Consider the following 24,684-nt stretch of genomic DNA (forward strand, 5'->3'; position numbering starts at 1 on the left):
TGCCGCGGTTTCTCAACCGTTTTATCGAACATTTATTCGTTTTTTTTACCCAGCGGAGAAAGCCCGAGCAACCGCCTTCTGATCAAATCGAATCCCGTCAAAACCGAACGGCGGCGGATCGCCTCCCGATTGCCGACAAAGCGGTGAAGAGTGGCTTCGCAGCCCGCGGCGTCCGCCAAACCGATGTAAACCGTGCCGACTTCCTTGCCTTCGCTTCGCGTCGGTCCGGCGACGCCCGTAAAGCTGACGGCGAGGTCGGCCCCCGTCAACCGCCGAATGTTGGCCGCCATTTCTTCGGCGCAAACGGCGCTCACCGCCCCATACCGGCTTAAAACGTCGGCCGGAACGCCGAGCAAGCTTTGCTTGACCGCATTCGTGTAGGAAACAACGCCCCCGGCAAAGACGGCCGACGCCCCCCGGGAGATCGGTCAACCGTTCCGCGAAGAGGCCGCCCGTCAAGCTTTCGGCGCTCGCGATGGTGAGCCCGCGTTCCCGCAAAAGCCGGAAGACGGTTTCCGCCAGCGACGTTTCGCCATATCCGTACAAATAATCGCCGACCCGGGCGCGGATTTCGGCTTCCGCCTCATCCAAAAGGCGCTGCGAGACGTGGGCGTCGGCGTGCTTCACGGTCAAGCGCAAGGTCACCTCGCCTTCTTTCGCCAGCGGCGCGATCGTCAGCCTCGATTGCCGGTCGATCAGATCGGCGAGCCGCGTTTCCAAAGCCGATTCGCCGATCCCGAAAAACCGGAGCACGCGCGAGACGATCGGTTCATGCACCTTGGAGGAAAGATACGGCTTGACGGCGTTCGTAAACATCGCTTTCATTTCGGAAGGAACTCCGGGCATTAAAATATAGATGACGCCGTCCGTTTCCAGGATCATGCCGGGCGCCATGCCTTTTTCATTCGGCAAGACGCGCGCGCCTTCCATGACGAGCGCTTGCTTTTTGTTGTTTTCCGTCATCGGCCGGTTCGTCTTTTTAAAATGCTCTTCAATGGACGAAAGCGCCGCGCGGTCGATCACGAGTCGTCTCCCGAGCATCTCGCTGATGACTTCTTTGGTCAAATCGTCCTTGGTTGGACCGAGGCCGCCCGTAAAAATGAGAACATCCGACCGCGACCGGGCGATTTCAACGGCTGCCCGCAACCGTTCGGGATTGTCGCCGACCGCCGTGTGATAAAATACGTCGACGCCGATTTCGGCCAACTGTTCCGAAATAAACTGTGCGTTCGTATTGGCGATCTGGCCGAGCAACAGCTCGGTGCCGACCGCCACGATTTCCGCTTTCATCGTGCGCGATCCCTCGTTTCCCCAACTGCCCTCATTACATTATTATCCGTTCGCTTGCAAATTCCTGCTTTATTTTGATTTCAAAAGAATGGCGCGGTTTTTCCAGAAATAATCCACGCCGGAGACCACCGTCAAAATGACGGCAATCCATAGAAAGATATCCGCGAGCGGGAAGCCGTCCGGTCCGAACGGCGGATTGTTGAACAGCCACAGAATGATGGCGACCATTTGAAAAGCGGTCTTCCATTTGGCGATCCGGCTGGCGGCGATGACTTCTCCGTCCTCCACGGCAATGAGGCGGAGACCGGTGATCGCAAATTCCCGAGCAATGATGAGAATGACCATCCACGCCGCGATTTGGTCAAAGGCGACGAGCGAAATGAACGCGCTCGTCACGAGCAGCTTGTCCGCAAGCGGATCGAGAAACTTGCCGAAATTCGTCACCAATTGGTACTTGCGGGCGTAATAACCGTCCAGCCAGTCCGTGCACGACGCAATAATAAAAAGGAAAGCAGCGATCAGCCGTTCGACGGACAGGCTCGCTGCACCGAGCGTCACGGTGCCGAGCGACATCGGCACGAAGAGAAAAACGACAAAAATCGGAATGAGAACGATCCTTGAAAGCGTGAGCTTATTTGCGATATTCAACCTACATACCTCCTGATCGATTCCGCGCGGCACTGTCCGGTTCGGCTGCCGGATGCACGCCGCGCCTTTTCCGAACGCTTCCGCGGCGATGAAAAAACGTCAAATAGGATTGGACAGGCTTGCCGATCGCGAAACCGGAGTATCTTCGTTTATTATAAGGCGTGAAAAGGCGGGCTGTCATCCCTAATATCGGAGGGATTCGCCCGCTCCCGATCGAACGGCTAAGGGGGCCGCGCCGCATCCGCCGCTACGGCCGCGGCGTTCATGACAACAAATAAAAAAGCCGTGACGCACGGCTTGTCCGTAAACGGAGGAGGGCATCACGGCTTTTTAAACGTGAAATATAAGGTTTGCACCGTTCCGTTATCAGGAAATTCAAAGGGTTGTCCATTAATTTTAATGATCGTGTTCGGAACGTTGCCCACTTTTACGTAGACGGTACCGACATCGGTCAAGTCTTTATGGAAGGACTGGTCAGGCTGACCTTGGACGCCTTTTGACACCATGGCGTAATAGAGGCGCTCACCGTTCGCATCGTTTTTTGCCGCCGTAATCCAAGCGTTTCCGCCGTCCTTCGCTTCGATGTCCAAGACGAAATGATCCGTGTTCGTGATCGTATAACGGGACGTGTTCCCCGATGATTGTTCAAGGGTGATTTTCGGTTTGTCTTGTTCGCTTTGATCTTGTTGGTCGTTTTGTTTTTTCGTTTCGCTGCCGGTCGTAGACGTCTTCGCGCCTTTATGTTTTCTGTCGCCGATGTCGCCACTGTCTTTGATGACAACGCCGCTGTTCGGCTGATCGGTTCGCTCGGCGTTGCCCGTGGCCATCAGCTTTTGCACGCCGATCCATACCCCGATGAGCACGGCGAGCACCACGGCGATAATGATAATCTTGGGCAATGTGGCGAGCAATTTGGAATCGGTTGACTTGACCGCGCGCGTTTGCATCCGGCTCGGCGTCGGTTCCGCATCGATCTCCGAACGCGGAGGAAGTTCCGAAGCGTATTGATTAAACAGTTCCTTCGGATCGAGACCGACGGCTTCGGCATAGCTCTTTATGAACGCCCTTGTGTAAAAATGGCCGGGCAGCCGATCGAAATCCCCGTTTTCTATGGCGATGAGATAGCGTTTCTGTATTTTGGTGATCTCCTGTACGTCGTCGAGGCTTAGTCCTTTTTCCTCGCGCGCGGCTTTTAATGCTTCGCCTAGCTCACTCAATGTCAACACCTGCCCATTTAATTTATATCGCCGAAGGGGGCGAAATCTTCGTCGATCACGTCGTAAGTGATCTCCTCGTCCTGATGATTGCGAAGCTCGATGATGTAGTCAAAATCGTCCATCTGATATTCGCTGTTCCTTACAAATATATCCGGATGTTCGACGATTTTTGTGACCGGCATGCGCATGACCGTCCTCACCAATTCCCAGTGGCGTTCAGTCGCTCTGCGCGTCGAAACGATGCCATCGATGATGTAAATGTGATCATCGGACATTTCATCGTCCGCCAATTGGTTGCGGACGGTTTGCTTGAGCAGTGTCGAAGAGATGAAAACCCAACGCTTGTTCGCACAGACGCTCGCCGCAACGATGGATTCGGTTTTGCCGACGCGCGGCATGCCGCGTACGCCGATGAGGCGATGGCCATCCTTTTTAAACAATTCCGCCATAAAATCGACGAGAAGGCCGATTTCGTCGCGGACGAACCGGAACGTTTTTTTGTCATCCGCATGGCGTTGAATATAGCGGCCGTGGCGAACGGCGAGCCGATCCGTCAGTTTCGGTTCCCGTAATTTCGTGATGGTGATGTTGTCCATCTTCTTTACCGTCGCCATCAGCCGCTCGATCTGAACGTCATCTTCCGTGACCAACAACATGCCGCGCCGGCCGTCTTCCACACCGTTGATCGTTTCGATATTGATGTCCAGCATGCCGAACAAAGACGCGACATCCCCGAGAAGTCCAGGGCGGTCTCTATGTATTTCATATTCCAAATACCATTCTTTTTTTCCCATCTTCTCGACCTCTCGGTAAGCTTGGGGAATATTATGCAAAGCGGAGTATGCGTGTCGAGTCGGTGCATCGCGACAGGCAGATCGGTGTGACACTGTCCGACCGATCGATGATATAGAAATGGTTGCTGATCATGAAAATGGCTGAACAGCTAATGCGGGTTTGACAATCAAAAAAAGCATATGTCATTCATTATAAATAATAATACAAAAGTAGGAGTTAGAAAAGAGCCAATTCGCGCAAGGTTAGTTCCATAACGCCAGAACGCCGCGCGCCGTCAATCGGATCGTTTTTTAAAAAGTCTTAGCAGAACCGGCTGAGGGACTTCCGACCCAATTCTTCAAATAAATGACATAATAAATTTTATGTAAACAAAAATTTTCGCAAACCAACGTGCCTTGAACCCTTTTTTTCGTGACGTTACGAATAAAACCGCGGTCTCTCCAGGTTGCGAAACCCTCGTTACCGATTGGACGCCGGCGCGGAACCACAGCTTTTTGAGAGAATCTAAAAGGGTGTCGATTGACACCCCCGCTTGCTCAATGCGCCGGCCGGCCTGTTGCATCGCTGCGGACGAGCTTGATCATCATATTGGCGATGGCACGCTGTTCATCTTTATTGGCCACGCGCCAAAGATCGGACAAGATGCGCTGCTCGTCATTCTTCGGGTCCACGTGTTCGGCAAGATAACCGCCGATTTCCGTCGCGAATTTGTTGATCGTGTCTTCGCTGACCCCCTTCTCCTCGGCTTGATGCAGGCGATCGGCCAAAAAATGCTTCCATTGATCCCAATTTTCAAGAACAGACATGTCTTTTCCCTCCTTAAGGATCCTGCATGATTTAGGATGCCTGCCGGAAGGGATAATATGCGTGGAACCGGCTTCTTGAACGGTGCCCCGCCCCGCGCGGCGGCGCCTTCCGCCAGCGAAAGGCACAACGGACCCGAGCCGCATTCAACAATGCCACGCGCCGTTGATCGAGATGATCTGCCCGTTGATGTAGTCCGATTCAGGGCTCGCCAAAAAGCGGACGAGCGCGGCGACTTCTTCGGGACGGCCAAGACGGCCGGCGGGAATTTCTTGTTTTAAAATTTCCAGCGATTCCCCGTCGAGGTCCGAAAGCATCGGCGTATCGATGGCTCCCGGAGCAACGGCGTTGACCGCAATGCCGCTCGGCGCCACTTCCTTGGCGAGCGCTTTGACAAATCCGTTTTGCCCGCCCTTCACCATGGAATACAGCGCCTCGGTCGCCGCTCCGGTCACGCCCCAAATCGACGTAATGAAAATGATTTTCCCCGACCGCCTCCTGATCATCTCCGGCAAAAGCCGCTGCGTCAACAGAAACGGCGACGCGAGATGCAACTGCAAAAACTCTTGCACCGTGGCGCGCGGCACGTCCTGAACCAAACCGATGTGGCTCGTTCCCGAATTATGGACGAGCGCATACACGCCGTGGTCCAGATGGGATAGCAAGCGGTCGACCCCGTCGGAGCGGCTCAAATCGGCCGGCACCGCGTGAAACGTTTGCCCGGGATGGCGCGCGGTGAGCGTCGTCCGCAGCGCTTCGGCCGCCGTCTTATTTTTGTGATAATGCAAATAAAGCGAGTAGCCGTCCGCCGCCAAAGCGGCCGCGATCGCCCGGCCGATCCCGCCGCTCGCCCCGGTGATGAGCGCCCATTTTTTTTCGGCGTTCACGCCCGCCTCACCACTTGGCATTGGGTAAAGGCGCGTTCGTCAAAATGCTCGTGCAAAACGGCTTCGAGTTCCTCCGCGCGAAGGTCTTCCAGCACCGCCACGATATCGAACAGATTCGCTCCGTTAAACAGATAGCGCGTGTATTGATTGGCGATATACTCCGGCGAATTGAGCGCCTTCAAAAAGGAACCGAGCCGCTTTTTCCGCGCGCGCTCAAGCGCCTCCTCCGGAATCGGCCGCTCCTTCTGGGCCATGATCATTTCAAACAAGCGCGCGGCCAAGCGGTCGGGATCTTCGGTGTTGCCGCCGATCGCGGAAAATCCGTATTCATGCTCCTCGGTATACTCAAAGGAAAAGCTTTCATCGATCAGCTTTTCATCGATGAGTCTCCGGTAGTTGTCGGAACTCTTGCCGAAAAGGAGCTCCAACAAAATTTGAACGGACAGTTCATGTTTCAAGTAATCTTGGCCGCTGCGGTGCACGCGGGCCGCCTTAAAACCGACCATGCTTTTCGGCGTTTCAACGCCCATTTTTAAGACCGATTTCGCTTTGGCCACGCCCGCCGGCTCTTCGGGATAACGCCGTTCGACGGGCGCTTGTTTGGTGTAGTTTTTTCTCGCCTGGTTTTCCGCAACGAGATGAATCATTCTTTCCGGATCGACCGGGCCGACGATAAACAACACCATATTGCCGGGATGATAAAAGGTATGGTAGCACTCGTACAGCGATTCCTTCGTGATTTGTGCGATTGATTCAATCGTGCCGGCGATGTCGATCTTGACCGGATGGGCGTGGTACATGTTCTCGATCAGCCCGAAATAGACGCGCCAGTCCGGCGTATCGTTGTACATGCGGATTTCCTGGCCGATGATGCCTTTTTCCTTCTCGACGCTCTGATCCGTAAACGCCGGCGTCTGCACAAAGTCGATCAGCGTTTCGACGTTTTTCTCGACGTTGGCCGTGCTCGAGAACAAATAAGTCGTGCGGGTAAACGTCGTATACGCATTCGCCTCCGCGCCCTGGCGGCTGAAGGCGTGAAACACGTCGGTGCCGTCGGGCTGTTCGAACAGTTTATGCTCGAGAAAATGGGCGATGCCGTCCGGCACGCGCACCCAATTCTTGCTCGTCAGCGATTTAAAATGATTGTCGATCGAGCCGTATTTCGTCGCAAACGTCGCATACGTTCTTTGGAACCCTTTTTTCGGCAACACGCACACCGTCAGCCCGTTCGGCAGCACTTCGCGATAGACGGTTTCCTGAAGCCGGTCAAACCGTTGGATTTCCATGCGGATCCCCCTCTTTTCCATGCAAAAAATAGATGGTGTCCAATACCGTTTGTTGCGCCACCCGAACGATGTCGTCGCGGGAAACGCGATCGATTTCGGTCAGCCAACGGTCGAGATCGTCCGCAGATTTGACGAGTACGGAGCGGTACAATTGTTCGATCAGCGAAAACGGGCTGTCGAGCGCCTCCAATACGGCGTTTTTCAACAAGGCTTTCGTCTGATCGACGGCGACGTCATCGAAATCGCCGCTTTGCACGCTTTCCAATTGCTGACGGATGATCGCAACGGTTTTGTCAAAATTGGAAAACTCAATCCCCGACATGACGAGGATTAAACCTTTATAGCTGTCGTAGCGCGACGCCGCGTAATAAGCGAGGCTCGCCTTTTCCCTTACGTTCATGAACAGCTTGGAATGGGGAAATCCGCCGAACAAGCCGTTGAACACCTGTGCCGCATAATAAAGCGGATCGCCGATGACGATGTTCGTCCGGTAGCCCAAATTCAGCTTCCCTTGTTCAACGTCATGGCTTTCTCTGATCGTTTTCGGTGCGCCGACTTCAACGGGCACAAACCGGAACGGATGCGCGACGGGCTGGCGGCCGCGAAAGGCAAACGCTTTTTCGATGATGCCGACAATCCGATCCGGATCGACATCTCCGATGACGTAGAGATCGATTTCATCTTCCTTTATCATCTGTTGGTAATAGTCGTAGAGATCAACGGGCGAGATCGCCTCCAAATCTTCTTTATAGCCGTATGTATGAAGCGCATACGCTTCGCCGCGGCACATTTCGTCGATGAGGCGGATATTCGCGTATTGCATCTTGTCATCGATGATGGATTCCAGGCGTTGTCTGAGCGCGCGTTTTTCTTTATTCACCGTCTCCTCATCAAACGCGCCGTCCTTAGCGTGGGGGGCGAGAATCGCTTCCGCCAAGAGTTCCAGACTGTCTGCCGCCAAGGTGGACGTTTCGCTCAAAAAGCGGTCGCCGGCGGTGTGAAGCAAAAAGGATAAGATATGATCCTCGCCGCGCTTATGGATTTGCGACGTCAACGACGCCCCGTACAAATCATCGAGGCGCTGCTGCAAAAGTTGGGTAGACGGCGATTTGGCCGTCGCACTCTTTAAAACGTAAGCAAGAAGCGCTCGCTTCGTCACCGTTTCCCGCTTTAAACGCCCGCGGAACTGAACGGCGAACGTCAAAGTCTTAAATTTATCGGTCGGTACGATATGAACGGTGATGCCTTCGATGGGTCGAATGATTTCCGTCACAAGCCGCAATATGCGTCACCCCTTGGTTTGCTTTCTTCTCCCATTTTACCCGAAACCTTTCCCGGTCACCACGAAAATCGTTCTTGCTTGCGCTGGCCGGGTGCCCGGCCCGATCACGTGAAAATGAGCGGCGGATCGCGCCAAGACGTTTGGCGTCACGAAGGCCTAAATCGGTTAATAAAAACTCCCCGCCAAGCGGGGAGCAACGCTTATCGACGCCCTTTTATATACGGCACACCGTCCGCTTTGGGCGGCTCGGCGCGGCCGACAAAGCCGGCCAATGCCAGGATCGTCAAAACGTAAGGCGCGATGAGCAAAAAGACATTGGGGATATCTTTCAGGAACGGAATCGATTCGCCCGTAATGCTGAGCGACTGGGCAAAACCGAAAAAGAGCGCGGCTCCGAGGGCGCCGAGCGGATTCCACTTGCCGAAGATCATCGCCGCCAGCGCCAGGAACCCTTGGCCGGAAATCGTCATCGGGCCGAAGTTGGTCGCGATCGTCACAACATAGACCGCGCCGCCGAGACCGCCGAACGCCCCGCTCAACGCCACCGCGATGTAGCGCATGCGGATGACGTTGATGCCCAACGTATCCGCCGCCAGCGGATGTTCCCCGACGGAACGGAGCCTTAAGCCGAACGGCGTTTTATAAATGACGTACCAGACGACCACCGCAAGGATCACGGCGAGATATGACGTGTAGGTGATGTGCGAGAAAAACAGCGGTCCGATGATCGGGATGTCGTGCAAAATCGGCACATTGGTTTTATCGATGCGGTAATCGATATAGGGCGTTTGTCCGCTGCCTTGATACAACTTTTTCACCAAAAAGACGGTCAAGCCCAAGGCGAGGAAATTGATCGCGACGCCGCTCACGACTTGATCGGCGCGGAACGTGATGCTCGCCAGCCCGTGCAATAGCGAAAAGGCGGCGCCGGCGACCACGGCGACCAAGAGCGACAACCACGGGGAAGCGGCGCCCAAACCGAGGTGTTCAAACCAGATCGTGAAGACCGCGCCGATGAATCCGCCGATGATCATCAAACCTTCCAAGCCGATGTTGACGACCCCGGAGCGCTCGCTCAACACCCCGCCGAGCGCGGTGAGGATGAGCGGCGTTGCGGAGAGAATCGCGCTCGGAATGATGATTTCAAGAATTCCCATCACACTCATCGGGCCGCCCCTCCTTTCTTAAAGCGGTCAAGCGTCCATCGGATCATGTAATGGGATGCGACGAAGAAAATGATGAGCGCAATGATGATTTCCACGAGATCGTTCGGAATGCCGAGCGACTGCATGCTCACCTCGCCGGTTTCCAACGCAGCGAACAGCGCCGCGCCGATGACGACGCCGGGCGCCGTATTCACGCCGAGAAGCGCCACGGCGATGCCGTCAAAACCGATGCCCGTAAAGCTGGCGTTGATCGACATGTAATGGTACGTGCCGAGCCCGAGCATCGCGCCCGCCACTCCGGCGAAGCCCCCCGCAATGGCAAAGCTGGTGATTATATTGCGCGCGACGTTCATGCCCGCGTAACGGGAAGCGTCGGGATTAAAGCCGATCGCCCGGAGTTCATACCCCAGTGTTGTCCGCCATAATAGAAACCACATGATGACGGCCCCGAGGAGAGCCACGAGGATGCCCCAATGCAAACGGCTGCCGCCCGTTATATTCGACAAAAAGTTTGACGACAGGGAAGCCGAGTCCGGAATCAGCGGCGTGCGTTCGCCGTCGGCATATAAAAATTGGCGAATGATGGCGTTGGTGGAATATAGCGCGATATAGTTCATCATGATCGTTGTAATGACTTCATGGACGTAAAAGCGCGCTTTCAACAAACCGGGGATGAGCCCCCACAAACCTCCCGCCAGTGCCGCAACGAGAAGGCACAGCGGGATTAAAACCAGCTTCGGCCAATCAGCAAAGTGGATGGCGAAAGCAACTGAGGCAAGCCAGCCGACCAACAGCTGTCCTTCCACTCCGATATTAAATAGGCCGGTGCGGAAAGCGAAGGCGACGGAAAGCCCTGACAATATTAAAGGGATCATCGTCACGATCGTCTCGCCCGCGTAATAAGGGGTCAGAAACACCATTTGAAAGATCGAGCCGTAAGCTTCAAAAGGATTGTAACCGCTGATGACCATGATCACGGCACCGACGAGAAGCCCCAAAATGACGGCGATGACGGGGACGAGGGCGTTTATCCATTTATTCGCCCGCTTCGTTTCCATGGGAAGCTCCCCCTTTCCGCTTATGACCGGTCATCAAGAGACCGAGTTCATCCTCATTGGTTTCGCTCGGTTTGACCATATCGATGATTTTTCCATTGTAAATCACGGCGATGCGGTCGCTCAAATTCATGATTTCATCAAGCTCCAAAGAAATGAGTAAGATCGCTTTGCCTTTTTTGCGCTGTTCGATCAAGCGCTTGTGGATGAATTCGATCGCGCCGATATCAAGCCCGCGCGTCGGTTGACTGGCGATAAGTAGATCGGGATCGCGGTCGATTTCACGGGCAATGATTGCTTTTTGTTGGTTGCCGCCTGAAAGCGCTCGGGCGGGCGTATCGATGCTCGGCGTGCGCACGTCGTAATCGCCGATCAAGCGGCGGGCGTGTTCGCGGACTTTATCATGGTTCATGATGCCGGCCCTCGCAAATGGCGGGCGGTAATACGTTTCCAGAACCATGTTGTCACCGATGGAAAAATCGAGGACGAGACCGTGTTTGTGGCGGTCTTCGGGAATATGGCCGACGCCCAGTTCGATGATTTTGCGCACCGGTTTATTGGTAATATCGATGTTTTTTAAAAAGATTTTCCCGCTTTCCGCCTTGCGCAAACCGGTGATCGCTTCGATCAGTTCCGTTTGCCCGTTGCCGTCGACGCCGGCGATGCCGACGATTTCACCGGCTTTGACCGTCAAGTTCAACCGATCGACCACTTTCACCCTGCGGTTGTCGATGACGGTCAGATCGACAATCTTCAATACTTCTTCCTTCGGTTGATAAGGCTCTTCGTTGACCGTGAAGGCGACGTCGCGCCCGACCATCATGCTGGCCAGCTCCGTCGGATTCGTTTCGGCGACGTTGACCGTCGCGATCGCTTTGCCGCGGCGAATGACCGTGCAGCGGTCGGCCACCGCCATGATTTCTTTCAGTTTATGGGTGATCAAGATAATGGATTTGCCTTCCTGAACGAGCCGTTTCATGATCTTGATGAGTTCCCGGATTTCATGCGGCGTTAAAACCGCGGTCGGCTCGTCGAAAATGAGGATATCGGCCCCGCGGTAAAGCGTCTTCAAAATTTCGACGCGCTGCTGCATTCCGACCGAAATGTCCCTGATTTTTTTGTCCGGATCCACGTTCAATCCGTATTGTTCAGATAAGGCGCGCACTTTTTCCCTCGCGGTCTTGATGTCGATGCGGCCGCCGGACCGCGGTTCGGCGCCGAGAATGATGTTTTCGGTGACGGTAAACTTGTCCACCAACATAAAGTGCTGATGAACCATGCCGATGCCGAGTTCGCCCGCGACATTCGGGCTCGTGATCTTCACCGGTCGGCCCTTGACGACGATTTCTCCCGCGTCGGGTTGGTAAAGCCCGAACAAAATGTTCATGAGCGTCGATTTTCCGGCGCCGTTTTCCCCTAGGAGCGCATGAATTTCCCCTTGCTTGACTTGCAGCGTGATGTCGTCATTGGCGACGATCCCGGGAAATTCCTTGCGAATGTGGCGCATCTCAATGACATAGGACAAGGATGAATCCCCCCATCAAGCAAAATCCCGCGTTTGCCAAGCCCGAGGTCGCTTTCGTTGCCTTTCACAAAGGCCCGTCCCTCTATCTTCGACCCATCAAATCAATGCGGTTGTGGCATGCTGCGAAATTCGGTATGAATAAAGGCCGCATGACACGGCCTTTATTCATCCGCTTATTTGTTTAAATTCGCAACAAATTGTTTGTATTCCTTGTCGGTTTTCGGCGGTGTGATTTCGCCGGAGATGATTTTGGATTTATATTCATCCACTTTTTTCAGGACATCCTCGGGGATGTGCTGATGATGTTCGGAAAGGCCGACCGCATCGTCTTTCAGACCGAATTCGAGCGTCTTGCCGCCCGGGAATTTGCCGTCTTTCACCATTTTGGACACGTCATAAACGGCGCGGTCGACGCGTTTCACCATCGAAGTGAGGGTGACGTCTTCCGGCAAGCCGGCGTCATATTGATCGCGGTCGACGCCGATCACCCAAACGTTTTGTCCATTTTTCTTGCGGGTTTTGGCTTCGGTAAACACGCCGTTGCCCGTCGCCCCGGAAGCGTGGTAAATGATGTCTGCGCCTTTGCCGTAAAACGTCGCGGCGATGGCTTGCCCTTTGTCCGCGGCGTCAAAGGAACCGGCATATTGCGTAAAGATTTGCGCTTTAGGATTGACGGATTTGACCCCGGCTTTAAAGCCGTTTTCGAACTTTTTGATCAAAGCGGAATCTATGCCGCCGATGAAGCCGACTTTGTTCGTCTTCGTCATCAAGCCGGCGACGACGCCGACAAGAAACGAACCTTGTTCTTCTTTGAAATTGATGCTCACGACGTTCGGCGCATCGACCACAGAGTCGACGATCGCCAAGTGCGCGTTTTTATTCCGCTCCGCAACGTTTTTGACGGCATTCTGCATGAGATAGCCGATGCCGAAAACAAGGTCGTATTTTTGTTGGATGAGTTGGGTCAAATTAGGTTCATAATCGTTTGAACTTGTCGATTGCAAATATTTATAATCCGTGTTTTGCTTCAGATTGAAGTCTTTTCCGAACTTCTGCAATCCTTCCCAAGCGGATTGGTTAAAGGACTTGTCGTTGACACCGCCGACGTCGGTCACCATCGCGACTTTGACGCCGTCTTTTTTGCCATTGCTGGTTCCGCCTCCGCTTGTTCCGCAGGCCGCAAGCACGGTGCCGAAAACGAGCATGGCGGCGAACAGGAAGAGCACGCGTTTTTTCACAGAAATCCTCCCCTAATCAGCTATTAGATTAGATTGACACCTTTATAAATATAACGCAAACATTGTCATTTTAAAATAACAATTTTTGTCGTAAAAATTTGCCGGAACTTTACGACGTTTTTTCCTCATCGATCTTCGAGATCAACACTTCGCGCGGGCGGCTGCCTTCATACGGCCCGACGATCCGCCTCGCCTCCATGGCGTCGATGAGCCGCGCGGCCCGCGTGTAGCCGATGCGGAAGCGGCGTTGAAGCAACGATACCGATGCCGTTTGTTTTTCAACGACAAATTTGACGGCTTCATCGAAAAGTTCGTCGTCAATGTCGCCGGCCCCGTCCTCATCTTCATCGGCCGGAATCATGTCTTCCCGGTATTGCGCCTTTTGTTGGGAAATGACGAAGTTGACGACGCGTTCGACTTCTTCATCGGCAAGAAACGCCCCTTGAATCCGCGTCGGTTTGGCGGCCCCGATCGGCAAGTACAGCATGTCGCCTTTGCCGAGCAGTTTTTCGGCGCCGGCGCTGTCCAAAATCGTCCGGGAATCGGTTTGCGATGAAACGCTGAAGGCGATACGAGACGGAATGTTCGCCTTGATCACGCCGGTGATGACGTCGACGGATGGCCGCTGCGTGGCGATGATCAAATGAATGCCCGCCGCCCGCGCCATTTGGGCGAGGCGCGCGATCGAATCTTCCACGTCCTTCGGAGCGACCATCATGAGATCGGCGAGTTCGTCGATGATCACGACGATGTATGGCAGAACGGCTCCTGACGTCCCCTCTTCTCCTTCACGCCGCATCAAATTGTTATAGCTTTCGAGATTCCGCGTGCCGGTTTCCGAAAACAATTCATAACGCCTTTCCATCTCGTCGACGACCTTCTTCAAGGCTTGCGATGCCTTTTTCGGATCGGTGACAACCGGCGTGAGCAAATGAGGCACGCCGTTGTAGCCGCTCAATTCGACCATCTTCGGATCGATCATCAACAATTTGACTTCGTGCGGTTTCGTGCGCATGAGCAGACTGACGATCATGCTGTTGATGCAGACGCTCTTGCCGCTCCCCGTCGCCCCGGCGACGAGCAAATGCGGCATCTTGCTGAGATCGGCCATGACCGGAAAACCGGATATGTCGCGGCCGAGCCCGATCGCCAGTTTGGATTTTTCGCGAAGGGCGACGTCCGATTCCAACACTTCCCGCAAGCTGACCATGGCGATTTCCTTGTTCGGCACCTCAATGCCGACCGCCGATTTGCCGGGTATCGGGGCTTCGATGCGGATGCCTTTGGCCGCGAGCGCGAGGGCGATGTCGTCGCTCAGGCTCACGATGCGGCTCACCTTTACCCCGACGTCGGGATAAACCTCGTATTTGGTCACCGCCGGGCCGAGATGGACTTTCTTCACCTTCGCTTTGACGCCAAAGCTTTCAAACGTTTTTTCCAGCTTGCGGACGTTCGCAGCGATGTGCTGGCGTTCGTTCGACTGATTGTTGGCAGGCGGAACGTTCAACAAATCAATGGGCGGCAATTCGTAATCCGCGTTTTCGGTTTCGTCGACGAAAAATGCCGGGGCGGTTTTGTCCTGGTCGCCTCCCTTTTGTTCGCCGAGCGGACGGATCGGCTCGACGGTTGCGGGCGCCGGCGATTCTTTTTGATCATTGAAATTGGTAATGACGGGGATATCCGCGTCGCCCGGCGCTTCGAACGCTTCTTCATCGGCGGGCTCGTCCGCCGCCATTCCCAAACGTTTGCGCCTCCGGCCGCTGGCGCTGTCTTTTAACGCCGCCACTTTCGATTTTTGTTTTTGGACGACGAAGCGAATGAACGGGCGCACACGGTTCAGCCCTTTTTGCAAGGTGTCCTTCAGCGAGCGCCCCGTGATCAACAGAACCGCGATGACGATTAAAAAGAAGGCCATGAATTCGGCGCCTGAAGCGGAGAACAACAAGAAGAAAAACGCGAATTCCACCGCGCCGATCATGCCGCCTCCCAACGTTTTCGTCGCGATGTCACCGGTCAGTTGGCCGCGGTAAAGCTCCCATGTGTTCTTGATCACGGAAGCGTGTTCCCATCTTTCATGGCCGGTCAGCATTTTAAACAAATGAACGTGATCCAATAACAGCAGCGCCAAACATAAGAGATAAATGCCAACGAGGCGCCGTTTAAAAAAATCGGGCTGACGGCGAAACCATATGTAATATATGGAAAGGGCAAGCGTGCCGATGAAGAGGATAAAATACCAGTCGCCGGCCAGGAACCGCGCCGCCTGGACAAACGTCCAGCCCATCACCCCCATCCGGCCGATGCCGATACAGGTGAGCGCGAACAAAATCAAACCGATGATTTCAAAGACGAGCGACTGTCTCCATCCGTTTTTTGCACGCCCCTTTTTGTTTTTTTTCTTCGCCACGCCTCATCCCCCTTTCTCGCGACCCGCCGGGCGGCCGATCGGGTCAAACAGCGAACAAAATGAGAAGGTTTTCGGTAGAGAAGCGCCGCCGCAGCGGCGCCCGTATTTTATTGTATTTTGTTTTTATTATACCCCAACCGGCACTCTTTAAGGATGCCGCATGATCATCCGCGGCAAAAAGAATGAAGGTCGGAAGCGTCACGGCGCAAGGTCAGTGCCGGACCGCAGACTTCGCACCGCTTGTTCTTCGCCTTAATGCGGCGTTTCCCCGAAACCGATCAACGGGTACATGGCGATTTTCCTCCCGGGTTGATACTTTTCGTTTAAGTAATCGCTCGGGTTAGAGCTGATCAGCCGAATGATTTCATATTCATTGGAGGCCGACTGTTCGACCTCGAGCTTCACGCCGCCGACGTCCAACGTCAGCCGCGATTTCGCCGGGCGCTCCTCGTCATCGACAAAAACGATCTCCAGCGGCACGATCGTATACATGACCATTATTGGAACACCCGCTCTTCCATCGGTTTACCCTTTTGCTGATCGATCAGCTCCTGCAGCTTTTGAAGCGCGCTTCCAACGCCGCCGACTTCATCGATCAAACCGTATTCGACCGCTTGCCTGCCGACGAGATTGGTGCCGACGTCCGTCGTCAAACTCGCCTTGCTGTACATCAGTTCCTTAAATTTTTCTTCGGAAATACGGGAATGTTCCACGACGAAGCGCGTGATGCGCTCTTGAATTTTTTCGATGTAATCGAAGCTCTGCGGCACGCCGATGACGAGCCCGCTCATGCGGACGGGATGAATCAACATCGTCGCGCTTTCGGCGATGAACGAGTAATCCGAAGACACGGCGATCGGCACGCCGATCGAATGGCCGCCCCCAATGACAAGGGTCACCGTCGGTTTCGTGAGCGTGGCGATCATTTCCGCGATCGCCAAGCCCGCTTCGACGTCGCCGCCCACCGTATTCAGCATGACGAGCAGCCCTTCAATCTTATCATTCTGCGCGATCGCGACGAGCTGCGGGATGAGATGCTCATACTTGGTCGTCTTGTTTTTGGGCGGCAGCGCCAAATGCCCTTCGATTTGCCCGATGATCGTCATACAATGAATGTTGGAATCGGTGCTCGGCACATTGGTTTGCCCGAGCTTTTGAATCTGTTCAAGAAGGGAGCGCTGCTCGGATTCCTCTTCATATTTTTCTTCTTCTTGTTCTTCGGTCATGTCGCACCAACTCCTTTCCTAGCCGGATGTCAGCCTTCCATAGTATTTGATGGCCGCGGGTTTTTGATGCAATCCATCGCGAGATGCGCTTGTCCTCTGCCGGACCAGCGGTTTGATATACCTCTTATCGATTCACCGTTCTTTCATTTTTTGGTGTCGGAAGCCGGCGATAAACGAAGGCGCCCAGCGATCTGAAGGAACATGGAGCGATGAAAATGGACGAAACGCCCGCGGAAATGGCCGTATACTTGCCGGGTTTCTGCGCGCCGCCGCCTTCCTTTTTCTTCCTCAGACAGCGGCAATAAAAAAAGGCGCCCTTATTAAGCGCCATTTTGAAAGGACAGCGATCGATCGTATATGGTTATTTGTGTTGCGCTGCGTTGTTAAATTTCCATGATGATCGGTAATATCATCGGGCGGCGTCTGGTTTTATCGTACAGATAGCGGCTTAACGAATCGCGAATGTTGTTTTTCAGCGACGACCATTCCGACACGTTTTGCGTCAAGGATTTCGCCAAGACTTCCTTCACGATTTCGGTCGCGTCAATGATCAGTTCTTCAGACTCGCGCACATAGACGAACCCGCGAGTGATGATTTCCGGCCCTGAAAGAATCTTTTTCGATTGCTTTCCGAGGGTTACGACGACGATGAGCGTGCCGTCTTCGGCAAGCAAGCGCCGGTCGCGCAAAACGATGTTGCCGACATCGCCAACGCCGAGACCGTCGACGAGCACTTGGCCGGCCGGCACTTTTTCCGCATCGCGCGCCTCTCCATTGACAAATTCGACGACATCCCCTTTGTCCAAAAGGAAGATGTTGTAGAGCGGCATCCCGGTCGCGGCGGCGAGATCCATGTGGGCCTTCAGCATGCGGAATTCCCCGTGGATCGGAATGAGATATTTCGGACGGGAAAGCTCCAACATCAGTTTTAAATCTTCACTCGACGCGTGGCCGGAAACGTGGACGTCATCCCCATAGACGACTTCAACGCCGAGGCGCATCAAGGCGTCGATCGCCTTCGTCACGTCGGTCTCGTAAGCGGGTTGTGCCGACGAGGCATAGATAAACAAATCGTTTTCCTTCGGCTGTATCTTTTTATGGGTGTGGCTGGCAATCCGAGTCAACGGCGTGATCGGATCGCCTTGCTGGCCGGTTGTAATGATGCAAATTTCGCGATCTTTGCGATGGCCGATTTTATCGATATTCACAAAGGTATATTTCGGCACTTTGAGGTATCCGAACTTCGTCGCGATGCCGACGAGGCGTTCGAGATAGCGGCCGTCGAGCGCCACCTTGCGATTCGTTTGGACCGCGGCGTTGATGACTTGTTGGATGCGATGGATGTTTGAGGCGTAAAGCGCCGTAATGACCCGACCTTCGGCAAAATAAAAATAATCTTCCAGGCGACTGCCGAGCACGGATTCGGAGGGCGTGTTCCCTGGACGGTCGGCATTTTTGCTGTCGCTTAACAAGCAGAGAACGCCTTCGTCGCCGAGGCGTGACACTTTGCTCAGATCAAATTTCACACCATCCACGGGGGTGTAGTCAAACTTAAAGTCACCGGTGTGGATGATGACGCCTTGCGACGTATGAAACGCGATCCCGATGGAATCCGGAACGCTGTGATTCGTCCTGAAAAAGCTGATCCGATGCGGTCCGATCCTTAAATCCTTGTCGGGATCAATCCTTTTGAGGTTCGCTTTTTTCGCCAAATTCATGTCTTTCAACATGAGTTCCAATACGGCGAGGGTAAAAGTCGTTCCGTATATCGGGGCGTTGATCTTGCCGATCAAATATGGCAATCCGCCGATGTGCGCCTGATGCGCATGCGTCAGCAAGATGGCTTTGATCCGATCCCGGTTTTGCTCAAGGTACGTGGTATCCGGAATGACCCGGTCGACGCCCAACATTTCGTCCTTTGGATGCATCAGCCCCGCATCGACGATAAAAATGTCTCCGTTCAATTCGATGACCGTCATGTTATTGCCGATTTCGCCAACGCCGCCCATCGCATAAATCCTGATTTTATCTTTCGGATGATTTTGCAATGAGCATTCCTCCCAGTATTCACTTATCAGAGAACGATCGATCCATCCGTTCCAATCATTGGTCTTATTATAACCGAATCCGCGAGGAACCGACAACCTTTCCGGGAAAATGGCGCACATCGTGCAAAACGGCGGGCTTTTGCCGGTTCCGGCGCCCGCAGGCTTGTCATCGTCTTGGACGATCATGCGCCAATATTTCCTATGCGTTCCCCGTTCGGACAAAGCGCTTCGAAACAAAAAAGAGGTGGGGCGCACCCGCCAAATGGAAACATCGGCTGAACCGCCAAGCGCCTAAGACGCGGCATGAAGCGGGCGCGTTAAGGGGCTTTTCAAAAAAGAACGCCTTAACGGAGAAATAAATGATAAAAAAACGAAAGAAGCCGTTCGAACAAACGGCTCCTTATTGATACTCGGCAAAAATCCGTTCCAGCTCGCGCAGCTCGGCTTCGGTCAGTTCCACCATGGGCGGACGGACGCCGCCAACTTCAACGCCCATTTTATTGAGCAAAGCTTTGGTCGGTACCGGGCTCGGCGCCGCAAACAATTGCCGCATCAGCGGGAGCAGCCGGCGATGCATTTCGGCGGCGCGCTCGATGTCGCCCTCTAAAAACCGTTGGATCATCTCCTGCATATCTTTGCCGACGACGTGGCTTGCGACCGAAACGACGCCGTATCCCCCGATCGCCAAGACCGGCAGCGTCAAACCGTCATCGCCGCTGTACACGGCGAAGTCGTCCGGCGTACGCTCGATGATGTCGGCCATTTGATCGAGATTGCCGCTCGCTTCTTTCACGCAAACGATGTTCTCGATCTCAGCAAGCCGCACGACCGTGTCCGCCGAAAGATTGACGCCAGCCCGTCCCGGTATGTTATAGAGCATGACCGGCAGGTGGACGGATGTCGCGATCGTCTTAAAATGCTGGTACATCCCTTCCTGGTTGGGCTTATTGTAGTACGGCACGACGAGCATGACGCCGTCGACGCCGATCTTTTCGGCTTCCTTGGTCAATTCGACCGATGCGGCGGTGTCGTTCGAGCCCGTGCCGGCGATGACCGGCACCCGGCCTTTTGAGGCTTCGAGCACGTCCGCGAAGAGCTGCAGTTTTTCATCGTGCCCCAACGTCGGCGATTCCCCCGTCGTTCCGGCGACGACCAACCCCTCGGTACCGGTATTGATCAAATGGTCCACCAGTTTTACCAGCCGGTCGCGATCGATCGCCCCGTTCTCATCAAAAGGGGTGACCATAGCGGTCAATAACCGCCCAAAAACCATGATTCGCTCGCCTCCCAAAATTAATAAAAGAAAACCGTCTCATTCGTCTTTTCTTTATCGAGTTCAAACGCGCGATGCAGAGCGTTCACCGCGTCTTTCAAATGGGCGCGGTCGATGAGCACCCAGATGGTCGTATGGGAATCCGCGGATTGCAGAATTTGAATGCCCAAATCGGTCAACGCGCTCACGATTTTCGACATGACACCGGGCACGCCGGCGATGCCGGCGCCGACCGCCGAGACTTTGGCGCATCCGCGCTTGCATTCCGGTTCAAATCCAATGGCGCGCAAGGCCGCCACCGCGCGGTCCGTGGCGTCCTCACTGACCGTGTAGACGACGTCCTGCGGGCTGATGTTGAAGAAATCGACGCTGATGTGTTCCGCGGCCATCGCCTTAAAGACTTTCGCCTGGAAATCGTATTCGCCCTTTTTCGCTTTCACCTTGATCTGTGTGATGTGATCCATATAGGTAATGCCGGTGATCAAGCGATCTTGTATCTCACGGCCTTTAGGCTGCTTTTTAATCGAAGTGATCAGCGTGCCGGGTTGATCGGAATACGTGGAACGAATGCGGATGGGCACTTTGGCGTTCATCGCGATTTCCACCGCACGCGGATGGATGACCTTCGCTCCTTGGTATGCCAAATTGCACACTTCCGTATACGTCAACACCCGAAGTTTTCGGGCTTCGGCCACCATGCGCGGATCCGCGGTCATGACGCCGTCCACATCGGTAAATATATCAATCCATTCCGCACCGAGAGCGGCGCCCAACGCCGCCGCCGACGTATCGCTGCCGCCGCGGCCGATCGTCGTGATTTCGCCGGATTTCGTCCGACCTTGAAAACCGGCGACGACGACGGCATCCAAGGTGCGCAAGGCCCGCTCGATTTTTTCCGTGCGCATTTCCAAAATCTTGGCTTCCATATGCTGGTTGCTCGTGATAAAACCGGCTTCTCCGCCGGTAAAAGCTTCGGCTTTAATGCCCGCGACTTTCAACATGTTGGAAAACACGACCGAGGAGATCGTTTCCCCGCACGACATGATCAGATCCATTTCCCGTTTGGACGCCGCTTCAGGGCGAATGAGGCCGAGCAGCGTATCCGTCGCGTAGGGATCGCCGTTTCGTCCCATCGCGGAAACGACGACGGCCACCTTGTAGCCCTGGTCAATGGCGCGCTTCACATGTTGAAGGGCGCGGTTCCGTCCTTCTTCCGTTTGCAGAGACGTCCCACCGAACTTCTGCACAATCGTTTTCATGCTGCATCCAGTCCTTTTATTTTTTCTGAACGAGTCCCATTTGATAAAGGCTTTCCGCAATTTGTACCGAATTCCACGCAGCGCCCTTCAATAGGTTATCGGACACGATCCACATATGCAAGCCGAAAGCGACGTCCGGGTCTTTGCGGAGGCGACCGACGAACACATCCTTTTTGCCGGCGGCCCGAATGGGCATCGGATAAAGCTGCCGGCTCGGATCGTCCTCGACCGTCACGCCCGGCGCCTCTCTCAGGATATTGCGGATGGTCTCGACGTCGGGGAGCGTTTCCTCGGTTTCAATATAAACCGACTCGGCATGGCCGGTCACAATCGGCAGGCGCACGCACGTCGCGGCGACCGAAATCGTTTCGTCGCCCATTATCTTCTTCGTTTCATTCATCATTTTTATTTCTTCAAACGTAAACAGGTTTTCTTGAAAAACGTCGATTTGCGGGATCGCATTAAAAGCAATGGAATAATGGTTTTTTTCTTTTTTGACGGGAAGCAGCTTCGGTTCCGGCGGCTCGCCGTTCAGCGCTCTTCTGGTTTCTTCCAGCAATTCTTCAATAGCGGATTGGCCGGCGCCCGACACCGCTTGATAGGTGGAGACGATCACCCGTTTTAAACCAAAAGCTTTGCGCAGCGGCTCAAGCACCGCCACCATTTGGATCGTCGAGCAGTTGGGATTGGCGATGATGCCGCGATGATCGCGGAGCGCCTCGACGTTGACTTCGGGCACGACAAGCGGCACGTCGGGATCCATCCGGAAGGCGCTCGTATTGTCGATGACGATGGCGCCGCGGCGAACCGCTTCCGGAGCGAGCCGTTTGGACACCGCTCCCCCGGCGCTGAACAAGGCGAGGTCCACGCCATCAAATGAGGGAGGGGTGGCAGCTTCCACGGTCACCGCCCGGCCTTTAAACGTCATCGTCGAGCCAGCTGAGCGTTCGGATGCCAAAAGTTTTATGCTGTTGATCGGAAGCGTCGTTTTCTCCAAAAGCCGCACCATTTCGTTGCCGACCGCTCCGGTTGCGCCGACAACGGCGACGGCTAGACCGTTACCGTTATCCAAAGCAGTTCCTCCTTACCGATTGAACCATAATGGAGGGAGAAGCGCCTAGAGGCGCCTCTCCCGTCGATATCCCGATTCCATTTTATCATATACCCATGCGTCTGTAAGCGAAAGGGCTAATCACGAAATTTTTCAACCAATAGCGGCTGCAGCTGTCGGCCTTCAATCGCCGCCTCAACGGCGGCCGTCAGACGGTCCATGTGCGCGACGAGCGAGGTCGGCTTCCCTTCGGGGTCATCTTGCCCGAAGGGAATGAAATAAATGTGTTTGGCGACGAGAAGTTTCGCAAGATTGGCCGCATTCAACCCGAGACCGTCATTCGTGGAGATGCCCAAAACGACCGGGCGGCGATTGCGCAAGGTCGCTTTGGCGGCCATAAGAACGGGGGAATCCGTCATGGCATTGGCGAACTTGCTCAAGGAATTGCCGGTCAAAGGAGCGATCACCATGCAATCGAGCGGCGTTCTCGGGCCGAACGGTTCGGCTTTCACGATGGAATCGATCACTTCCCGCCCCGTCATTTCTTCGACTTTTTTTACCCAATCGCGTCCGTCCCCAAACCTTGTCACCGTATTTTTCACCGTATAAGTGACAAACGCGGTCACCTCGGCGCCGGCTGCCAACAAGGCTTCCACCTGGGGAACCACTTGATCGTACGTGCAATGGGATCCCGTCAGTCCGAAACCGATATGTTTGCCTTCAAGCGTCATGCTTCTTCGCTCTCCTCACCAAATTTTTCTATTAAGAGATCGGTCAACACATTGGCAATGATGCGGCCCGCCGTCTTCGGAGCGACGATGCCGGGCAGACTCGGCGCCAGAATCGCCTTGATCCCCCGCTTTTCCGCATAGCGGAAATCGGTGCCTCCGGGTTTTGACGCGATGTCGACGATCAACGCTTGTGCGGGCATTTTAGCGATCACTTTACCGGTCAGAACTTTGGCGGGAATCGTATTCAAACAGATATCGACATCGCCGACGTGCGATTCGAGATCATCGATATGAAAAGGGCTAAGCCCCATCTCCGCGATGCGGGCCAGATGTTCCGGCCGCCGCGCCGCCACTTTCACTTTGGCGCCGAGGGCATGAAAAATTCGCGCCAACGTCATCCCGGTACGGCCAAGGCCGAGAATAAGGACATTGGCCCCGTGAATGGTAAAGTCGGTGTTTTGGATGACGAGCATCAGCGTCCCCTCCGCGGTCGGCACCGAGTTGTAGATCGCCAAATCATCGCGTTCGAAAAGTTTGACGAGCTCCCGGTTGGCAGATCGCAGACAGCGTTCAAGGTACGGGGTGCCGATGCCTGAATACACCGAGCAATGGGCAGGGGTCTTCTCCAGCCACTCTTCCGTGAGCTTTACCGGCTTATTGCTGAAGATCGTTTCAATAAAACCGTTTTCATCTGTGCCGTTCGCCGGGAGCACGATGGCGTCCACTTTGGCGGCGTCAATATCATCGATGTCCGCTTTGACCGCCCCGTTAAAATATTGGTCGAGCTGATCGAATCCGATGAGCGTCAACTGCGCATCCATTTCGTTCAATTTGCGGATGACCTCGAGGTAGCGGGCATCACCGCCCATAATGACGATGTTGAGACCGGTTAACATGCACTTCTCCCCTCCAGCCGCGCTTCAACCCGCGCGGGGTGACTCCCGGGCGTATGCCCAGCATATTGTATGTCGGGGCACCGGGGATGGTGACGGCCGCCACGCCGGGGAAAAGCAAAAAGCCGCGCAAAGGCGCGGCTCATCCCTCTATTTGGTGCCCCCGTCTCTTTCAAGCACGCGAAGAAAGGCGCATCATCCTTTCCGCAAACCGGTGCCATAGAAAGCAAGAAAGAGGCTGGGACAAAACCCAGTAGGCTAAATTGAAAAGAGTGGTACCCACCAAAACATGTTGGTGAAGGTACCACTCTTTTTTATTGGTTTTCAGAAGTCAAATAAGGATACCTTCTGATAAAATTAAAATATAGCCAATTTACTTATCGGAGGTATCCTTATGTTTCAATATTATAACATGAATCAAGTGGTTTTGCCCCTAGATTTAGAAATTAAATTAAAAGAAAATGACATCGCCTTTCATATTCACCACCTCATCGAACAGATTCCTGATGAAGCGTTTGAAGCCTTCCTGCGTGATACGGGTCGTCCTTCCTATCATCCTCGTATGATGATGAAGATTATTCTGTGTGCCTACAGCCAATCCGT

At 54.3% G+C, this 24,684-nt stretch carries 21 protein-coding genes and 1 pseudogene; 1 reads left to right on the plus strand and 21 read right to left on the minus strand.

What is annotated here, in order from left to right:
* Nucleotides 1-32 precede the first annotated feature (32 nt).
* From CCB157_RS10260 to dpaA, 21 genes and pseudogenes are all read right to left on the minus strand, one after another.
* Nucleotides 33-1,290, minus strand: a pseudogene (locus CCB157_RS10260) (competence/damage-inducible protein A).
* A gap of 69 nt (nucleotides 1,291-1,359) precedes the next feature.
* Nucleotides 1,360-1,938: a CDP-diacylglycerol--glycerol-3-phosphate 3-phosphatidyltransferase gene (gene pgsA / locus CCB157_RS10265; protein WP_077615809.1), complete on the minus strand. Its 579-nt coding sequence runs from the start codon at nucleotides 1,936-1,938 to the stop codon at nucleotides 1,360-1,362.
* Between the two features lie 320 nt (nucleotides 1,939-2,258).
* On the minus strand, nucleotides 2,259-3,155 hold the full coding sequence (locus tag CCB157_RS10270; protein WP_158077280.1) for a helix-turn-helix domain-containing protein: 897 nt from the start codon (nucleotides 3,153-3,155) through the stop codon (nucleotides 2,259-2,261).
* A gap of 17 nt (nucleotides 3,156-3,172) precedes the next feature.
* A complete protein-coding gene (locus tag CCB157_RS10275; protein WP_077615811.1) occupies nucleotides 3,173-3,949 on the minus strand; it encodes a DUF3388 domain-containing protein in 777 nt (258 codons plus the stop codon).
* 537 nt (nucleotides 3,950-4,486) lie between these two features.
* Nucleotides 4,487-4,756: a DUF3243 domain-containing protein gene (locus CCB157_RS10280; RefSeq protein ID WP_077615812.1), complete on the minus strand. Its 270-nt coding sequence runs from the start codon at nucleotides 4,754-4,756 to the stop codon at nucleotides 4,487-4,489.
* Nucleotides 4,757-4,900: 144 nt separating this feature from the next.
* A complete protein-coding gene (gene ymfI, locus CCB157_RS10285; protein WP_238594663.1) occupies nucleotides 4,901-5,641 on the minus strand; it encodes an elongation factor P 5-aminopentanone reductase in 741 nt (246 codons plus the stop codon).
* Entirely contained in the window at nucleotides 5,638-6,927 is a 1,290-nt protein-coding gene (yfmH, locus tag CCB157_RS10290; RefSeq protein WP_077615814.1) for an EF-P 5-aminopentanol modification-associated protein YfmH, read from the minus strand. The genes ymfI and yfmH overlap by 4 nt, the downstream gene beginning before the upstream one ends.
* Entirely contained in the window at nucleotides 6,908-8,200 is a 1,293-nt protein-coding gene (gene yfmF / locus CCB157_RS10295) for an EF-P 5-aminopentanol modification-associated protein YfmF (protein WP_238594664.1), read from the minus strand. The genes yfmH and yfmF overlap by 20 nt, the downstream gene beginning before the upstream one ends.
* A 209-nt stretch (nucleotides 8,201-8,409) precedes the next feature.
* Nucleotides 8,410-9,375, minus strand: a complete 966-nt coding sequence (locus tag CCB157_RS10300) for an ABC transporter permease (protein WP_077615816.1) — start codon at nucleotides 9,373-9,375, stop codon at nucleotides 8,410-8,412.
* Nucleotides 9,372-10,433 (minus strand): ABC transporter permease, encoded by a 1,062-nt coding sequence (locus CCB157_RS10305; protein WP_077615817.1) that lies wholly within the window; start codon nucleotides 10,431-10,433, stop codon nucleotides 9,372-9,374. Before CCB157_RS10305 ends, CCB157_RS10300 begins: the two co-directional genes overlap by 4 nt.
* Entirely contained in the window at nucleotides 10,411-11,955 is a 1,545-nt protein-coding gene (locus tag CCB157_RS10310) for an ABC transporter ATP-binding protein (protein WP_077615818.1), read from the minus strand. Before CCB157_RS10310 ends, CCB157_RS10305 begins: the two co-directional genes overlap by 23 nt.
* Before the next feature lie 173 nt (nucleotides 11,956-12,128).
* Complete coding sequence (locus CCB157_RS10320) at nucleotides 12,129-13,193, minus strand: BMP family lipoprotein (protein ID WP_274519632.1); 1,065 nt, start codon at nucleotides 13,191-13,193, stop codon at nucleotides 12,129-12,131.
* 109 nt (nucleotides 13,194-13,302) lie between these two features.
* On the minus strand, nucleotides 13,303-15,600 hold the full coding sequence (locus CCB157_RS10325) for a DNA translocase FtsK (RefSeq protein ID WP_077615820.1): 2,298 nt from the start codon (nucleotides 15,598-15,600) through the stop codon (nucleotides 13,303-13,305).
* Between the two features lie 252 nt (nucleotides 15,601-15,852).
* Nucleotides 15,853-16,098 carry a YlzJ-like family protein gene (locus tag CCB157_RS10330; RefSeq protein WP_077615821.1) on the minus strand — a complete coding sequence of 82 codons (246 nt, stop codon included), beginning with the start codon at nucleotides 16,096-16,098 and terminating at the stop codon, nucleotides 15,853-15,855.
* A complete protein-coding gene (locus tag CCB157_RS10335; RefSeq protein ID WP_077615822.1) occupies nucleotides 16,098-16,826 on the minus strand; it encodes a ClpP family protease in 729 nt (242 codons plus the stop codon). The genes CCB157_RS10330 and CCB157_RS10335 overlap by 1 nt, the downstream gene beginning before the upstream one ends.
* A gap of 383 nt (nucleotides 16,827-17,209) precedes the next feature.
* Nucleotides 17,210-18,874 (minus strand): ribonuclease J, encoded by a 1,665-nt coding sequence (locus tag CCB157_RS10345; protein ID WP_077615831.1) that lies wholly within the window; start codon nucleotides 18,872-18,874, stop codon nucleotides 17,210-17,212.
* A 400-nt stretch (nucleotides 18,875-19,274) separates the two neighbouring features.
* Nucleotides 19,275-20,147 (minus strand): 4-hydroxy-tetrahydrodipicolinate synthase, encoded by an 873-nt coding sequence (dapA, locus tag CCB157_RS10350; RefSeq protein ID WP_193432286.1) that lies wholly within the window; start codon nucleotides 20,145-20,147, stop codon nucleotides 19,275-19,277.
* Between the two features lie 20 nt (nucleotides 20,148-20,167).
* On the minus strand, nucleotides 20,168-21,406 hold the full coding sequence (gene dapG, locus CCB157_RS10355) for an aspartate kinase (RefSeq protein ID WP_077615824.1): 1,239 nt from the start codon (nucleotides 21,404-21,406) through the stop codon (nucleotides 20,168-20,170).
* 16 nt (nucleotides 21,407-21,422) lie between these two features.
* Nucleotides 21,423-22,478 carry an aspartate-semialdehyde dehydrogenase gene (locus CCB157_RS10360; RefSeq protein WP_077615825.1) on the minus strand — a complete coding sequence of 352 codons (1,056 nt, stop codon included), beginning with the start codon at nucleotides 22,476-22,478 and terminating at the stop codon, nucleotides 21,423-21,425.
* Nucleotides 22,479-22,594: 116 nt separating this feature from the next.
* Nucleotides 22,595-23,188 carry a dipicolinate synthase subunit B gene (gene dpaB / locus CCB157_RS10365; protein ID WP_077615826.1) on the minus strand — a complete coding sequence of 198 codons (594 nt, stop codon included), beginning with the start codon at nucleotides 23,186-23,188 and terminating at the stop codon, nucleotides 22,595-22,597.
* Nucleotides 23,185-24,084 (minus strand): dipicolinic acid synthetase subunit A, encoded by a 900-nt coding sequence (dpaA, locus tag CCB157_RS10370; protein ID WP_077615827.1) that lies wholly within the window; start codon nucleotides 24,082-24,084, stop codon nucleotides 23,185-23,187. The genes dpaB and dpaA overlap by 4 nt, the downstream gene beginning before the upstream one ends.
* Before the next feature lie 391 nt (nucleotides 24,085-24,475).
* On the opposite strand from dpaA, the gene CCB157_RS10375 reads away from it, so the two are divergent.
* A partial coding sequence (locus tag CCB157_RS10375; protein ID WP_143287006.1) for a transposase occupies nucleotides 24,476-24,684 on the plus strand: 209 nt, incomplete at its 3' end.

Source organism: Caenibacillus caldisaponilyticus, assembly GCF_002003465.1.
Taxonomy (GTDB): Bacteria; Bacillota; Bacilli; order Bacillales; family Sporolactobacillaceae; genus Caenibacillus; species Caenibacillus caldisaponilyticus.